Raw genomic sequence first — 15014 nt, 5'->3', positions numbered from 1 at the left:
GCTAGCGACTTGCAGGAACTTTGCGGGTTCTAAAAATAATTTCGTCGGTGATCTTATCAATTGGCAAGATACTATCTGCTAACCCTGCCTGCACCACTGCACCAGGCATTCCCCAAATCACACTGGTAGCCTCATCCTGAGCAACTACTTGGCCACCCTTTTCTTTGATCGCTTGAGTGCCTTTTAAACCGTCATAGCCCATACCAGTGAGCATGACTGCTAATAAGCTACTCCCATAGACATCTGCCGCAGCTCTAAACAAAACATCGACTGCTGGCCTACATGAATTCTCTGGAGGCTCGGTATTCAAATGAATAATGGTTTTAGTACCAGGCCGCGAAATGGTCATATGAAAACCGCCTGGCGCAATGTATACCATTCCAGGCTCAGCAATCTCTCCTTCTTCAGCCTCTTTTACTGTCATCACGCCTGTAGAACTCAATCTTGCTGCAAGTAATGCTGTGAAATCTGCAGGCATGTGCTGCACGATAAAGATTGGCACACTAATGGGCGCATTGAAAGCGCCAAATACTTGCATGAGCGCCTCAGGACCACCCGTAGAAACGCCAATACAGACAGCCTCTGCGGGCTTAGCTAAAACTCCTAAAGTCACTTTGCCAATTTTTGAAGCTACTGCAGGAGATGTCTTAGTAGGTGTAATGGACTTTTGTGGAGTTGGCGTTTTTAAAGCAGTTATTGAAGTAGGCTTAGGCGCCTCAGCTGTTTGGCCTTCTCTTGCTTTACGCGTTTTCACGCGCTTTGCTAAGCCAATAATTTTAGGAATTAACTCAGTTTCTAGAACTTTAAAAGCATCGTCTATCCCACCGGTGGCATTTACCGGTTTGCCAACGTAATCACTTGCACCCGCAGTAAGGGCCATTACCGCTGCTTGAGCCCCCTTATGAGTGAGGGAACTAAACATAATGATGGGTAAATATTTATTGTCTTTGCGGATCTCACGAAGGGCTGTTAAGCCATCCATTTCTGGCATCTCAATATCTAAAGTCACCACATCGGGATTACAGGTCTTTACTGCCTCGATGGCTTGAAGTCCATTGGCAGCAAAACCCGCAACCTCAATAGAAGGTTCTTTTTGCAAGGCGCTAGCAATGATTTTACGCATCACTGCGGAATCATCGACGATCAGAACGCGTACTTTATCCACTGCTTCCTAAAATAAGGGGGTGAGAATCTAGCTTTGAACCAGATTGATACCGGAAACTATTTTGTGTGTATCTAACACCAACAATAATTTATCGGCTAATTTATGGACGCCCACAATCAACTCTCTTGCATTGGGATCCAGATTGGAGGGGGTTTCTTCAAATGTATTCTCGGTAACCTCAGTAAAGTCACCCACTCTATCAACCAAGAGGGCAAAAAGATGGTCTTGGTCCTGAAAAAAGATACTTAATGCATCACTACCATGATCTACCGCTGGCAACCCTAGACGAACCCGCATATTAATAGCCGTCACAATTTGACCACGAAGATTAAAAAAACCAGCGACTTCTTTAGGGCCCAAAGGTACAGGAGTCACCTCTTGACCCTTGGTTACCTCAACACCAATAGCAATCGGAATACCAAAGAAAAAATCGCCTACAAAGAATGTGGCGTAGGAACCGGAGCGACTCATTTGATCTCCCGGTCCATTGTAATCACATCATTGTCAACAAAATCTGCCCCAGAAATACCGGCTTCGTGGTGAGGGCCAAGGCCAGACATATTCAAAACCTCTTGAACATTCAGAATACTCATAACTGAATCATTCACAATCACGCTACCCATAATGCCGCGTTGAGGTGGTGATACCATCACTACCTGTGTAGGTACATTCACAATATTGTGTACCTTTTTAACTATGAATCCCACTGGCTGGTCATGGTGGTAATGAACGATGACAGGAACTGTTTCATCGCCATATAAGCTCTTTTGCGTTGCCCCTTCTACATAGTGAGCCAAAGAGATTAAGCGCATGATTTTATTGCCGTAGAGGACAACTGCCTCATTTCCACGGCGATCAATTCGTGATGCCGCAATCATTTCTAATCGATCTACTGTTTCAAGCGGAATAACCATACGCTCTAAACCTAGCAGATCAAACATCAGCATCTGCTGTGACTCATTGTTTGCACCCAAAACAGCTGAGATATCTTGCTCGAACTGATTATCGGCAAGTTTGGCAATAATTCCAGAGCGAACTGCAATGGCATTGATATCAAAGATCAAAGCAACGCGCCCATTACCCAAGATCGTGCTTCCGCTATAGACAGGCGTGCCCTTTAGTAGAGGGCCTACAGACTTTACTACCACCTCCTGCATATACAACACTTCATCCACTACTAAGCCAAAACGAATGCCAGCAGCCTGAACAATCACAATATTCAGCGACTCATCAGTAGGAGGCATTACATCATCTACTTTTAATTCATAGTTGAGAAAGACCAGGGGAATCAATTTATCACGCAGACGGAACACAGGAACGCCATAAAAATTTTCCACCCCCGGAACACCCTCACGCGGTTCATAGCGCAGCATTTCTATCACATTGACCTGTGGAATGGCATAGCTTTGCTGTTTAGAGCGCACAAATACCGCAGGCATGATAGCGAGCGTTAGTGGAATGCTCAGGCGCAGTCGAGTGCCTTGTGCAGAGGTCGCAATATCAACCGTGCCACCAATTTCTTGAATATTGGTTCGTACCACATCCATACCAACACCACGGCCAGATAAATTCGTGACCTCAGCCTTAGTAGAAAATCCGGGTAAATAAATAAAGTCAATCAACTCGCGTTCTGTTAATTTTTCTGCCCGCTCAGGAGTTACTAAACCTAACTGAATCGCTTTTTGCTTTACCAAGGGAATATTGATTCCTGCGCCATCATCAGCAATCTCAATCACCACCATGCCATTTTCATGGAAGGCACGTAATTTTACGGAACCAAGCTCTGGCTTACCTTTCGCTAAACGCTCGGCAGGCTGCTCAATTCCATGATCGACACTGTTGCGAATGATATGAACTAATGGATCACGAATACCCTCTAATAAGGTACGATCCAATTCAGTCTCAGCACCAATTTGTACTAGCTCAACTTTTTTTCCACAGTCTTGAGCGATATCGCGAACTAAACGGGGAAATTTTGACCAAACCTGGCTAATGGGTTGCATGCGTGTTTTCATCATGCGCTCTTGCAACTCTAAGGTAACAGTATCAATACGACGTACGGTGTTGTTGAAAGCCAAATCACCACTAGTTCTGGCAAAGGAGAGTAAGCGATTACGCGCCAATACCATCTCGCTCACTAGATTCATTAACTTGTCGAGCAGCTCTACACTGACTTTGACGGGCGCTGCTAATTCTTTTGAGCTCTCTGCTTCATTCACAGCAGCATCGATAGAAGCCTCTTTAACAACTTCTAAAAGTTCTTGCTCAAGATCTTGCGCAGCGACCTCTAGAATCGTTTCTTCCAAAGCCGGTTGAGTGATTTCAATAACTTCTTCCACTAGCGGACTTAAAGGTGCAGCAGGGGCTGCAGATGGAGTCGTGATGGCCTTAACAATCCCAACACCGCCCTCCGTTAAAAACTTTAAGTTTTGAATGAGGGTAGTGTCATCGCCCTCTGGCTCACGACGTTGCTTTTGCACACCATCAACAATGGCGCGTAAGCGATCTGATGTCTCTAAAAGTACATCTGTCATCTCTTCATTTAATGTGAAAATACCATCGCGCAACTTACTGAGTAAAGATTCGCCGGCGTGAGCTACCTTTTCAAGGCGATGAAACGCAAAAAAACCACTGCTTCCCTTTAAGGTGTGCATTGCCCGAAAGATATTGCCAATCAGCTTTTTATCTTCAGGCGTTTGTTCTAGCTGAACAAAGTCCAGGTCGAGCTGGTCAAATATTTCACCAGCCTCGAGCAAAAACTCATCTAGGATTTGATCGTTATTGTCCATATCTCTATTGGAGAGACTGACTATTCAATATCTCTTCCGATCTCAGGCTTCTACCTTGAATTTATTCACCATACTCTGCAGTTCAGCGGCCATCCTAGAAAGATCTTGAGCGGCCTGTTGGCAATTATTGGCGCCTTCTGTCGTATTTCTAGAAACTGTCGAGACAGAATCAATATTGCGCGCAATTTCAGTACTACCTGAAGCTGCCTCAGCAACACTACGACCAATCTCATTAGCTGTAGCAGCCTGCTCTTCAACCGCACTAGCGATGATTCCAGAGATATCGTTGATCTTATTAATAATGCCAGAGATAGAGGTAATCGAATCAATCGCGCCTTGTACATCGCGTTGAATATTAGCAATATTGCCGCCAATCTCTTCAGTGGCGCGAGAGGTTTGACCAGCCAACTCCTTAACCTCGTTAGCAACCACCGCAAAGCCTTTGCCTAATTCACCAGCACGGGCCGCTTCAATCGTGGCGTTCAATGCCAACAAGTTAGTTTGTTCGGCAATCGAAGAAATCACTTTCAATACGCTACCGATTTCCTGGCTACTTGCGCCAAGTTTTGTCATCGTATCGCCAGTCAGCCTTGCTTCATTCACTGCCTGAGTTGCAACAGCTGAGGCCTCAATCGCATTGGATGAAATCTCCCGAATACTCACGCTTAACTCTTCAACACCAGTAGCAACGGTTTGCATATTGCTGCTGACCTGAGTAGCAGCAGACGATGCGGAACCAGCCTGGGCATTGGTTTCCTCTGCGTTAGAGCTCATCTGGGTACTTACTGCCGATAACTCTTCAGATGCAGCAGACAAGCTTGTAGCATTTTTAGAGATCGCCCTAAAAGCATTGCGAGAGGTTTCAATCAGTTGGTTCACTTGCTTAGAAATGTCCAAGAAGAAACCTTCTTTACCTTCTACCTTTACAGCAGCGGTGAAGTCGCCACCCGCTGCAGCAGAAATAATCCCACCGATTTCTTTCGTTGTTTCTGCAGCGACACGATTATTTTCACGCTCCGCTTCTGCTAGCTTCGCTGCGTGCTGCAAACTGACTTGTAATTCAGCAACGGCTTTTGCCATTTGACCAATTTCATTGCTGTAGTCGGTGTTCTTAACTTCTGTATCGAGTTTTGCAGAAGCTAAATCCGCTAAAGCATTCTTCAAATTCGTAATGGGGTCATTAATTGACTTATTGACCAAAGTGACGATGATCAAAGACAAGATGAGCGCTGCCACTAGCATGATACCAATCAACCACTTCATATTATCGGCAGCAGCGGCGGCAGCTGCCATACTTCTAGCGGCGCCTTCAGTCTTGACTGTAGAGATATCCCTGATATCAGCCATGACCTTAGCAAGACTATCTTGATACTCTTTAGAGCTAATAATTTTGTATGCAGCCGCAGCTCCACCTTTACTTTCTAGAGCAGCCGTTATTGTGTCAACTTGAGCAAAATAATCGGTAATCATTGTCCCGACTGCATCAATCTTTGCTTTTAATTCTGGACCAATGATCGTGCCTTTACTTTTTTCGTAATTGGCTAATAAATCCGTCTTCACTTTTGTAATCGCTTCTTTGCCCTTTTGAGTGGCAGCATCATCGCCAAAATTACTGGCAAGAGCCATACGATTTACCGTTCTACCAATCACATTGATATCCCGATTCAATTGTCGAATTAATGAAATACCGATTAAATCCTTGTCGTACATCTTTTGCGTATTTTCTTGCAGCATATTAAGGCCGTAAAAGGCTGTCGCTGAAATCACTACTGCAAATGTCACTACCGATGTAAAGCCAATCACTAATTTAGTGCGTAGATTTAATTTGGCAAAAGAATTCATTAAGCTCATATTGTGTCGTCCAATTGGATTTGTTTTTTAGGCTGGCTTTAAAGGGGCAAAAAGCCAATACCAGCATGCTTAGATACTAACAAATTTTTAAGGCAATATCCCCGCTCTAAGCCCAAAAAATGGGCATTTGCCATCCCTTTAAGGATTTCCCACTGGGGTAAAAGAAATGCCAGGTCTAGACCCGGCATTAAGGTGTGGCTTAGGCAAGAAAGACCGAGACTCGGGTTAACCCTTGTTAAAGAAGAAGCCCAGGATTTTCTTAGCCAGAACTTTGATGTTCTTTTTAATATCATCGGGCCTCAGTGGCTTGTTCAAGAGCAACTGGTTGGCGGCTTTACGCTGCTCTAGAACGCCAGAAATTTCTTCAATCAACTCTGGATGGCTTTCAAAGATTGGGGCAATATCCGCTTTGGTAATTTCGATTAAGGTGGAATTGATTTTTGCGCGTACATTGGCTGAGCGCGGCTCACCTGTTAACAAAGACATCTCTCCTACGCATTCACCAGGCCAAATTGTGGCAACTACTACTTGTTCACCTTGATCATTTGGAATGGTGACCTCAAGACCGCCCTCGATCAAGATATACATACTATCTGCAGTATGTCCTTTTTCAATCAATAACTGATTAGTACGACAGTTCACAATCTGAGCTACATCCGTTAAACGGGTGACCTGTTCTAAAGTCAAAGCCTTGAGAACACCAAGGCGATATACGTCCTTCAGACGGCCCTGAATGGTGTCAACAATCTCTGAAGATTTAAAGACCTCGACGGTTGAATTCATATTAATACCGCCCAACTTAAAGAAGCGGGCAATAGCCAAGTTCACAATTCCGTTTGAATGCAAAGGATCAATTGTGGGATTGCATTCGTACTCTAGAGAGAAATTGTAGGCACCGTTATTGATCTTGACTAAAAAAGTACGGTACCAAGGATAAAAATTGGGGTTGTTCTTAATGGTGTATTCTGCCGCTTGATTTAAAAGCTCAATCGCCTTGTCTGCATCATTTCCAGAATCTAGATCCAATTCTAAAACACGGCGCGCCCCCATTTTAGTTAACTGCTTAGAGAGGTTAATAAAGTCAAGATTGATAAAGCGGCGATTTGGGACCCGAACGGCATATTCCAAATCTGTCTTAATAGTTACCATACGACGATCCATTTGCACAATCTCGTAATACCCGCTGCCTTCACCCCTTACTTGGATCTGATCCCCAATGCTGATCAAGCTATCAGACTGAATTTGAATGCAAGCAACAATATCAGCAATCGTCTCGCGTAAAACATAAACAAGACCGAAACCAATCGCACCTGAAGCCGCTAAGAGCTGACCGGCTGAATGGTCATACATCACAATGAAACCAAACAGTCCAATAACTGCGTAACAAATAATCGTTACTGCTTGAACCAAAATTGCCGGGACTTGATTATCTTTAGTTGCATGATTAAAGCGCACCACAAAGTGGCGAATGGACATATCCACCGTAACGGCAAATAAAACAAATTGGAAGATCGCTGCTATATCCTCGAGGAGCGCAGTATTTTTATCGGCTAAGTCAGAAATATCCCACGCTAAGTATGAGCCAAAACTAATATGAAGCCAAGTTGCATAAAAGATATTAGAAATTACTAATAGCCAATAAACTATTTTAGGTAAAGAATAAATATGATATTGAAGCTTCATGGCATTTGAGAACGAAGTTGAGTTAGGGAATTATGCAGGATTGTAGAAATGCCAGCATCAGCAGAATGAGGACTTAAAAATCGAAGACTGGTCAAGAAGTTAAGATACCCCACCTGATTTCGAAGAGCAATCGATTTTTCAGGATAAGGCTCTGCCCATTCCTCACATAGACGATCCGTCAGCAGCTTACCCCTGATGGACAGAACACTGGAAGCTAAATCCGCCTCAACCAATAGCATCGCTAAGCAATCCTCGTGCTGAGTGGTTGGAAGAGAAAGGCGCTCTAACAAAGCTTTATATTGCCCATGATCTGTAGCCAGAACCCAAGGTGTAATCGTATTTAGAATGTCTTTAGTTGTTAAAGGCTCATTGCCAGCCTCTAATAAAAGAGTCTCTGAGAAATTTAAGCTTTGCCGCTCTAATTCAAATGGAACCGAATTAATGAGGCCAGGATGACCCAAGTCATGAGCAGCTGCAGCAAGCAAGAGTTGCCACTTTTCTAGCGAAGACGATTCCCAAGATTGACTCGGAGATCCATTATCTTTGGCGTTTACTTCCTGTTTAAGTAAATAAGTAAGCATTAAACATACATCCATCATATGCTTTTTTGAGTGGAATGCAGGCTCATTGCGAGCGATTGCAATACGATCAATTTCTGATCCGACCATCAGAATCATAGGCTTATATGGATTAGGATTGAGATCCCAGTTTTTCCATAAATCAGTATTCACTAGAGCTTCCAAAAAAATACGCATGCTATGCACTTCTTTTTCAACTCCAGCAAGAAGTTTCTCTAATTGCTGCGATTCCAAGACGAGCGCATGACTACCTAAAAAATGATTTAGATAAGATAGTAGGTCAAATGGTTGATCTCTCATTTTTTAGATTGGATTATCTGTAACATACAGGCAGTTTATACAAAATGAATGGCATACTAATAGTTATCATGCTAAATACAAATTTAGGCTAAATTTAGCTATTGTCGGGTTTAATCACTATTTACCGAGGTCCAAAATGCGTATTCTTAAAGTTCTTCTAGTCATTACCGCGATTTTTTTCAGTGGATTGTCCTTGGCGCAAACAAAAATCATTGTTACGCATCCTGAAGTACCAGCACCTACCTTTTTAGATCATGGAAAACCAGGTCAATCGATTGGGGATGTAAGACTATGGCACTTTCCCGCAAAAGCGAATGATGGAACCAATCTCACCACTGACTGGATTATGACCACTACAGGAATTGTTAGTGACAAAGGTGTGGAATACCGGATTACTTCTGCTGTTTTTTCTTTTGATGACGGCACTAAAGATCAAATCGTTATTCAAGGCGTTGCAAAATATTCGAGCTCAAAGGCGACCTTAGATGAGGCTACTAGTACTAGACGTGCTATCACTGGTGGCACTGGAAAGTTTGGAGGTATTGGTGGTTGGATTGAGACAGAGCATCTTACTGATGGATCTTGGCGACATACTCTGTACATTAAATAAAAGTACAAGTCTTTCAATAAAAACCCCAGCACATAAGCTGGGGTTTTTATTTAGTCAGATATTCAATCAGCTCCCTAGATTGATATGAAGCAGCAATAGCAGGTTTCACTGGTTTGCATAATAAATTTAATTAATCCCTTTTGTAGCCAGCTTGCGAGCCAAATAACTTTTCTCTTTGAGACCAATCATGAGTCTCATTCCACAAATCTAGTACCTTAGGCGCCTCGGCTGCAAAGATAGGATGCATTGAAGCATCGCAAGTATCAGCAGTGAGTTCTAAGCGGTGCCCCGAAGGATCAAAGAAATAGATTGAGCTAATGAAATCATCATGATTCGTTGGCCCTAAAACTTCAATCCCTTTTGCAATTAATTCTTGCTTCGCTTTAAGCAAGACCTCCATGTTTTCTACCTTAAATGCAAAATGCTGAATCCAAGCAGGAGACTCCATATCTTTAATATTCCCTGGATCTTTGGGGCATTCAAAAAATGCAATGCAAGCACCATCCTCCATCTGAAAGAAGATATGGATGTGTGGGCTATAGGCACCGGTAGATGGCACATGATCTTCACCCATGGCATGAGAAAACTTCAAGCCAAGCACTTCGGTATAAAACCGAGTGGTTTCTTTAGCATCTAAACACCTATATGCGGCGTGATGAAGTCGTTTACAGAGCATACGCCCTCCAGTTTATTGTTGAGCTATACCAGCGGTGGCTAAAACTTTTCTCCACTTCGCAATCTGTCCGCTCACAAATTGTTTCATTTGATTACCAGAAATCGATGTATTGACTATGCCGCCAGTATTTTCTAATTTTGCAATCACTTCAGGATCCGCGAGTACCTTCAAGAGTGCAGTTTGAAGCCGCTTCTGAATTTCTGGACTGGTTCCCTTGGGTGCTGCTACCCCCGTCCAGGAAGTAACCTCATACCCTGGAATGGTTTCTGCTACTGGAGGCACTCCAGGTAATAACTTATAGGGCTTTAATGAAGTCACTCCAAGAGCGCGTAATTTTCCTGCCTCCATTTGTGCTTTAGTAACTGTAATAGAGTCGAACATCACATCAACCCTACCACCGAGAACATCTTGTAATGGTCCAGCACCACCCTTATAGGGAACATGAGTCATACGAACCCCAGCCATAGACGCAAATAACTCGCCAGAAAGATGCTGGGTAGAGCCAATCCCAACAGAGCTATATGAAATCGTATCTGGGGCCGCTTTGGCCGCAACAATCACATCAGTAAGGGTTTTGAATTTACTCTCAGAGGAAACTGATACCGCAAATGGAAATTGAGTTACCAAAGAGATCCATGAAAAATCATCAACTGGATTAAAAGCTAGCTTGCTATAGACCGCAGCAGAAACAGCATGACCTCCTGTTAATAGAATTAGGATATAGCCATCAGCTGGAGATTTCGCAACGGCAGCACTAGCAATATTGCCACCCGCGCCCGTCTTTGCTTCAACAACAACCTGTTGACCTAATTCTTTAGATAAGCCAGGGGCAATAATTCTGGCGATCGTATCGGAATTTCCACCGGCACCAAATCCCTGTATCAGAGTGATCGGCTTATCAGGATAGGCGCCTTGCGCAAGACAAGATCCCGTAATAAAGATATTAGAAATGAGTAATGAAAAAATTATTTTCTTGATCATAATGTTTTGATTTTCTGGCGAATAGCCCCAAAAATTGTTTTCCCTTGAGTATCAAATGAGTCTATATAAACTTCATCCCCATTCTTTAAAAACGGGGTACTCGGAGTACCATGAATCATTTGCTCATGAATGCGAGCTTCTGCTACACATCCAAAGCCACTCTGCTCATCTTGATTCGTAACAGAGCCAGCACCAATAATGGTACCAGCACTTAACGCTCTAGTGCGGCAAGCATGGGCAATTAAATCAGGATACGTAAAAAACATATCTTTCCCAGTATTGGGCTGCCCCATGCGCTTACCGTTAATCTCCGATACTAGCTCTAAATGCAGTTTCTCCCCATCCCAGATTTCACCGAGCTCATCTAATGTAACGGCCACCGGCGAAAATGAACTAGTAGGCTTCGCTTGCATAAATCCAAAGCCTTTTGGAAGTTCAGTTTTCGTGAGAGATCTCAGGGTGTAATCATTTAAAAGCATGACTAACTTAATATGACTAGCAGCCTCAGCTTTTGTTGTGCCCATAGGGACATCATCCACTACAATTGCCACTTCCGCCTCGTAATCTGGCTCTAGAGTCGCATCTGGAAATACCATCACTTCAGTGGGACCACAAAACCGATCAGAAAGTCCTTGGTACATCAAAGGCTCTGTTTTGTAATTAGGGGGCATTTCCGCACCTCGGGCTTTGCGGGCCTTTTCCATATGGTGCAAATAAACCGAACCATCCAAGAATTGATAGCTACGTGGAAATGGGCTTTCCAGCTTCATGAGATCCAAATCAAATGCGCCGTTTGCCTGACCTGCATTTAATTGGGAGTAGACCTTCTGAAGCTGGGGCTCAACCACGTCCCAGTTCTCAATCGCTTTTTGCATGGTGGGGGCTATTTCAGAAACCACGATACCTCGTGCGAGGTCTTTAGAAACCACTATCAACTTCCCATCACGATCGCCAGTTCTTAAGCTAGCTAATTTCATTACATCTCCTATGTCTTTTTTATTTTGAATACATTCTTTTATTACTCTTTTCTGGGTGCCTGCCAAGGCCAGCGGCCATCAATTTCTAATGCCAAGGACCAGCTTAAGAAACAGCGAATCAGAACGATAGCACCAAGCACGCCAACACTCATCAAAGTTGGACTAATGGCGACAGTACGAATCACATCTCCTGCAACTAATATATCTAAGCCTAACATTAGAGAGCGCACAATCTGAATACGAAATACTTTGTAGGCGTCGCCCGATGTGTTGGTGAATAAATTCTTAATGAAAAGGAGAAGGCCCCATAAAACACCAATGGCGACCACGGCGACGCCCAAAGCATCCATCACATCACTTACTGTTCTGATAATTTCAGTTTGATCCATAGTATCTCTTAAAAATTTTAGACTTGAAAAAATAAACGCCTTGCAATTTATTCTCTAGGAGCGCCTGACATTTTTACAATACCCTCATAGCGTTTCACTTCGGACTGAGAGAACTTAGTAAATTCTGCGACAGATCCACCATCGATCTGAGCACCAATGGATTGAAGGCTTTTTCGCACTTCAGGATCATTTAATACTTTATTAAAAGCGGCATTGAGTTTTTCGCTGACTTCTTTTGATGCACCCGCTGGAAGCATGACACCATACCAAGCGTTAGCAACCATAGGAACGCCAGCTTCTCTTATCGTTGGTACATTAGGTAATTCAGGAATACGCTTATCAGCAGCAACACCCAAAGCCTTTAATTTTCCAGCCTTAATATTGTTGAGTGAGCCTGTATCAAGCATCATATCGATGTGACCTGCCATCAAATCGATTACAGCTGGGCCACTTCCTTTGTAAGGCACATGTCGAACATCTAAACCCGTCACAGTTTTAAATTGAGCTCCTGCTAAATGCTGGGATGCGCCAATACCTGCTGAACCATAAGTAAACTTTCCAGGATTTTGCTTTGCGTCAGCCATCAAATCTTTCATGCTATTCCATGGGGAGGAGGCGGGCACTACCATGACGTTCGGAATCGTACAAACCAATACTACGGGCGTAAAGTCTTTAATAACATCAAACCCTTGATTAGAAAATAGATGGGGGCCAGCTGCATTCGTTGAGCTGGTGGCCATCAAAATAGAATAACCATCAGGCTTATCTTGGACAAATGCCTGTGTACCGATATTGCCACCTGCCCCACCCTTATTTTCAACAAATACTGAAACGCCAAGCTCTTTAGTCAGTGGCTGCACCAGAATTCGAGCAACTTGATCTGTTGCTCCGCCAGGAGGCCAAGGCACCAGAAATTTAATCGACTTATCTGGATAAGCAGCAAAGCCATTAATAGCGAAGGTGGTAAGCAGGGCAATAAAGGCAGACTTGAGTTTCATGGAGCACGTTCTTTCTAAAATAGGCAAAAAAACAATTTCGGGTACAGTTTGATGAATATATCGTATCTCATTAATTAATCAGGAAATGCTTAAAGAGTTAAACCGCAGTGAATTGCTTGAAATAGCGAATTCCACTCCCTCCAAAAAGAATTGCTTATCCTGCACACCCCTAGTTTGTAATGGCTGGGAAACCGTCCCAGGCACATTTAATCTCAATTCCCTGAAGGCAATTGGCACTCTCAGAATAGATGGAGCTACAGAGTGCTGGGATGAATACCATCCTCATGGCACTAATCTTTGGTCAGAAGATGCTCCGATATCGATTGAATATCACCCATATAAGCGCTCTGATGTCTGTGAATGTCATGAATGTGGGCGCAAATATTTGCGCTATACCGAATACGGTGGATACTATATTGATGAACGAATTAGAGTGCTGAATCCAAAACTCATTACCTAACGCACTAGGATGGGCGATTGTGCAAGATCTACTAAAAATGACTGTCTTGAGCTTCTTGATTAGATCAAGCCTCTTGGTTTTACCTTTACTCAGCCTCTCAGCCCAGGCTGCCCAAATTTACATTACAGACTACGCTTCAGATGCAGATGCCAAGGTCTATGTCACCCAATATCAATCGGACGCTAATTGCATTGTTTATGAAACAGCCTATAAATCAGATAATGACCCCGGCGTATGGTATTTCACAAAATACAAAAGCGATGCCAGAGCAACTATCTTCTATACAAAATATAAGTCCGATGCAAGTCTCATTGTATATTTCACTAAATATAAAAGTGATGCTCGCTGCCGGTACTGACCTTTCACCAATCGACTTTTAGAATACTGACTTATATAAAACACTCATGATAAAGCTCTATCAACCCTATCTAGGTGAGGATGAAAAAAATAGCCTTTCTCCTAGCGTCATTCCATGGGATGCTGGCAGTAATACTGATAACAGCACGCGTGAGTATGAGTTATTCAAACAAATTGCCAAAGCGAATCCTGAGGCAACTGAGCCTTGGGGTTTAGTCTCCAGAAAATTTACACATAAATCGCTATTGGCAATAGCTGAATTTCATCATTTTGCAGAGCAAAAATTCTCCGAGGGTTATGACTGTGTCTTTATTAATCCCATGATTGGGATTGAGGCTCTGCACTTCAATGTCTGGCAGCAAGGAGTTCAGTGCGGGCATGCAGGCCTAGACCAGATTATTGGGTTTTTAGAAACCTCTTTGGCATTACCTCTCAATGCCCCCATGAATAAAAATACTTTTGCATTCTGTAATTACTTTGTTGCAAAGCCAAGCTTTTGGAATAGCTACTTTGCCTTTGTTGACAAAGTAATCGCTCTGCTGGATCAAGAAGCCGCTAATGGAACCGAAGTTGGGGCAATCTATGCAGGCACCGGATCCTATCATCGAGATGGGAACATCACCATGAAACCTTTTGTGATCGAAAGATTATTTTCAACTTTTATTCAACATCATGAATTTAATGTTGACTCCTTTAATTATGAAAAAAACTTTTATGAAGTGAAATTTGGGAGTAAGTTTGGGGAATTCTTGTTCCAGCTCTCCGCGCTAAAAAATACTGCCCTGCTACTCAAGCAAGAGAATTTATTAATGGCATATGATCAGATTCGCTTTTTCATCTACTCTAATTCGACCTATATGGCATCAGTATCTCTATTAGATGATCCTCCTGACTTTTTCCTCACCAAGGAATATGCAGAGCTCGTGTCACATCAGTTCGTGGTCTAAATAGACTGAGTGAAAATTTCAATGGCAGCTTACTGTCATTGAAAAAATGACCAGGTGCAATGATTTTATTTATATCCCACTTGATCTAAAAGCTTTTGAGCGGTGATTTGGTTCTTACCAATGGCTGCCACAGAAACCTTTTCTGCCTGAAAGGTACCTAAAGCTTTCAGAGCCGGATTCTCTACCTTGACCGAAGGAACAACTGGCCACTCATTATTGCCATTCGCTAAATATTCTTGCGCTGAATCACTGG

Annotated in this window: 15 protein-coding genes and 1 pseudogene; 4 read left to right on the top strand and 12 right to left on the bottom strand. The window is 43.1% G+C overall.

What is annotated here, in order from left to right:
• Position 1: 1 nt before the first annotated feature.
• The 6 genes from ABWP14_RS00080 to ABWP14_RS00055 form a co-directional block, all read right to left on the bottom strand.
• Positions 2-1165: a protein-glutamate methylesterase/protein-glutamine glutaminase gene (locus ABWP14_RS00080; RefSeq protein ID WP_353200943.1), complete on the bottom strand. Its 1164-nt coding sequence runs from the start codon at positions 1163-1165 to the stop codon at positions 2-4.
• 27 nt (positions 1166-1192) lie between these two features.
• Positions 1193-1636: a chemotaxis protein CheW gene (locus tag ABWP14_RS00075; protein WP_353200942.1), complete on the bottom strand. Its 444-nt coding sequence runs from the start codon at positions 1634-1636 to the stop codon at positions 1193-1195.
• Positions 1633-3954 carry a chemotaxis protein CheW gene (locus ABWP14_RS00070; RefSeq protein ID WP_353200941.1) on the bottom strand — a complete coding sequence of 774 codons (2322 nt, stop codon included), beginning with the start codon at positions 3952-3954 and terminating at the stop codon, positions 1633-1635. Before ABWP14_RS00070 ends, ABWP14_RS00075 begins: the two co-directional genes overlap by 4 nt.
• Before the next feature lie 42 nt (positions 3955-3996).
• Positions 3997-5805, bottom strand: a complete 1809-nt coding sequence (locus ABWP14_RS00065; protein ID WP_353200940.1) for a HAMP domain-containing methyl-accepting chemotaxis protein — start codon at positions 5803-5805, stop codon at positions 3997-3999.
• Between the two features lie 225 nt (positions 5806-6030).
• The gene (locus tag ABWP14_RS00060) at positions 6031-7488 is read right to left on the bottom strand and encodes a mechanosensitive ion channel family protein (protein ID WP_353200939.1); all 1458 of its coding nucleotides are present in this window, start codon (positions 7486-7488) and stop codon (positions 6031-6033) included.
• Positions 7485-8366, bottom strand: a complete 882-nt coding sequence (locus ABWP14_RS00055; protein WP_353200938.1) for a hypothetical protein — start codon at positions 8364-8366, stop codon at positions 7485-7487. The genes ABWP14_RS00060 and ABWP14_RS00055 overlap by 4 nt, the downstream gene beginning before the upstream one ends.
• Before the next feature lie 136 nt (positions 8367-8502).
• Here ABWP14_RS00055 and ABWP14_RS00050 point away from each other — a divergent pair, with 136 nt between their 5' ends.
• On the top strand, positions 8503-8976 hold the full coding sequence (locus ABWP14_RS00050; RefSeq protein ID WP_353200937.1) for a hypothetical protein: 474 nt from the start codon (positions 8503-8505) through the stop codon (positions 8974-8976).
• A 130-nt stretch (positions 8977-9106) separates the two neighbouring features.
• Here the strand turns inward: ABWP14_RS00050 and ABWP14_RS00045 are convergent, their stop codons facing one another.
• The 5 genes from ABWP14_RS00045 to ABWP14_RS00025 are packed head-to-tail and all read right to left on the bottom strand — an operon-like array spanning position 9107 to position 12997.
• Entirely contained in the window at positions 9107-9652 is a 546-nt protein-coding gene (locus ABWP14_RS00045) for a VOC family protein (protein ID WP_353200936.1), read from the bottom strand.
• Between the two features lie 12 nt (positions 9653-9664).
• A complete protein-coding gene (locus tag ABWP14_RS00040; protein WP_353200935.1) occupies positions 9665-10633 on the bottom strand; it encodes a Bug family tripartite tricarboxylate transporter substrate binding protein in 969 nt (322 codons plus the stop codon).
• A complete protein-coding gene (locus tag ABWP14_RS00035) occupies positions 10630-11610 on the bottom strand; it encodes a fumarylacetoacetate hydrolase family protein (RefSeq protein ID WP_353200934.1) in 981 nt (326 codons plus the stop codon). The genes ABWP14_RS00040 and ABWP14_RS00035 overlap by 4 nt, the downstream gene beginning before the upstream one ends.
• A gap of 41 nt (positions 11611-11651) precedes the next feature.
• The gene (locus tag ABWP14_RS00030; RefSeq protein ID WP_353200933.1) at positions 11652-11999 is read right to left on the bottom strand and encodes a DUF1622 domain-containing protein; all 348 of its coding nucleotides are present in this window, start codon (positions 11997-11999) and stop codon (positions 11652-11654) included.
• Positions 12000-12046: 47 nt separating this feature from the next.
• Positions 12047-12997: a Bug family tripartite tricarboxylate transporter substrate binding protein gene (locus tag ABWP14_RS00025; protein WP_353200932.1), complete on the bottom strand. Its 951-nt coding sequence runs from the start codon at positions 12995-12997 to the stop codon at positions 12047-12049.
• 85 nt (positions 12998-13082) lie between these two features.
• Between ABWP14_RS00025 and ABWP14_RS00020 the strand changes: the two genes are divergently transcribed.
• Genes ABWP14_RS00020 through ABWP14_RS00010 form a run of 3 tightly spaced genes read left to right on the top strand, consistent with a single transcriptional unit; the run spans position 13083 to position 14761 of the window.
• Complete coding sequence (locus tag ABWP14_RS00020) at positions 13083-13457, top strand: hypothetical protein (protein WP_353200931.1); 375 nt, start codon at positions 13083-13085, stop codon at positions 13455-13457.
• A gap of 37 nt (positions 13458-13494) precedes the next feature.
• Complete coding sequence (locus ABWP14_RS00015; RefSeq protein WP_353200930.1) at positions 13495-13815, top strand: 7(1) septoil knot domain-containing protein; 321 nt, start codon at positions 13495-13497, stop codon at positions 13813-13815.
• A 46-nt stretch (positions 13816-13861) separates the two neighbouring features.
• Complete coding sequence (locus ABWP14_RS00010) at positions 13862-14761, top strand: hypothetical protein (protein WP_353200929.1); 900 nt, start codon at positions 13862-13864, stop codon at positions 14759-14761.
• Positions 14762-14826: 65 nt separating this feature from the next.
• On the opposite strand, the pseudogene ABWP14_RS00005 reads toward ABWP14_RS00010, so the two are convergent.
• A pseudogene (locus ABWP14_RS00005) lies at positions 14827-15014 on the bottom strand (Fe(3+) ABC transporter substrate-binding protein); the annotation flags it as partial.

The sequence above is a fragment of the Polynucleobacter sp. genome (genome assembly GCF_040400325.1).
In the GTDB taxonomy this organism is placed as follows: domain Bacteria; phylum Pseudomonadota; class Gammaproteobacteria; order Burkholderiales; family Burkholderiaceae; genus Polynucleobacter.
The sequence above is the reverse complement of the archived record's forward strand: the minus strand, read 5'-3'. Positions and strand labels throughout refer to the sequence as shown.

Bases quoted from the DNA above. Each gene is read 5' to 3' on its own strand.
- ABWP14_RS00050 (WP_353200937.1), top strand. From the start codon at position 8,503: ATGCGTATTCTTAAAGTTCTTCTAGTCATTACCGCGATTTTTTTCAGT.
- ABWP14_RS00070 (WP_353200941.1), bottom strand. From the start codon at position 3,954: ATGGACAATAACGATCAAATCCTAGATGAGTTTTTGCTCGAGGCTGGT.
- ABWP14_RS00015 (WP_353200930.1), top strand. From the start codon at position 13,495: ATGACTGTCTTGAGCTTCTTGATTAGATCAAGCCTCTTGGTTTTACCT.
- ABWP14_RS00020 (WP_353200931.1), top strand. From the start codon at position 13,083: ATGCTTAAAGAGTTAAACCGCAGTGAATTGCTTGAAATAGCGAATTCC.
- ABWP14_RS00010 (WP_353200929.1), top strand. From the start codon at position 13,862: ATGATAAAGCTCTATCAACCCTATCTAGGTGAGGATGAAAAAAATAGC.
- ABWP14_RS00055 (WP_353200938.1), bottom strand. From the start codon at position 8,366: ATGAGAGATCAACCATTTGACCTACTATCTTATCTAAATCATTTTTTA.
- ABWP14_RS00025 (WP_353200932.1), bottom strand. From the start codon at position 12,997: ATGAAACTCAAGTCTGCCTTTATTGCCCTGCTTACCACCTTCGCTATT.
- ABWP14_RS00030 (WP_353200933.1), bottom strand. From the start codon at position 11,999: ATGGATCAAACTGAAATTATCAGAACAGTAAGTGATGTGATGGATGCT.
- ABWP14_RS00075 (WP_353200942.1), bottom strand. From the start codon at position 1,636: ATGAGTCGCTCCGGTTCCTACGCCACATTCTTTGTAGGCGATTTTTTC.
- ABWP14_RS00060 (WP_353200939.1), bottom strand. From the start codon at position 7,488: ATGAAGCTTCAATATCATATTTATTCTTTACCTAAAATAGTTTATTGG.
- ABWP14_RS00065 (WP_353200940.1), bottom strand. From the start codon at position 5,805: ATGAGCTTAATGAATTCTTTTGCCAAATTAAATCTACGCACTAAATTA.
- ABWP14_RS00035 (WP_353200934.1), bottom strand. From the start codon at position 11,610: ATGAAATTAGCTAGCTTAAGAACTGGCGATCGTGATGGGAAGTTGATA.
- ABWP14_RS00040 (WP_353200935.1), bottom strand. From the start codon at position 10,633: ATGATCAAGAAAATAATTTTTTCATTACTCATTTCTAATATCTTTATT.
- ABWP14_RS00045 (WP_353200936.1), bottom strand. From the start codon at position 9,652: ATGCTCTGTAAACGACTTCATCACGCCGCATATAGGTGTTTAGATGCT.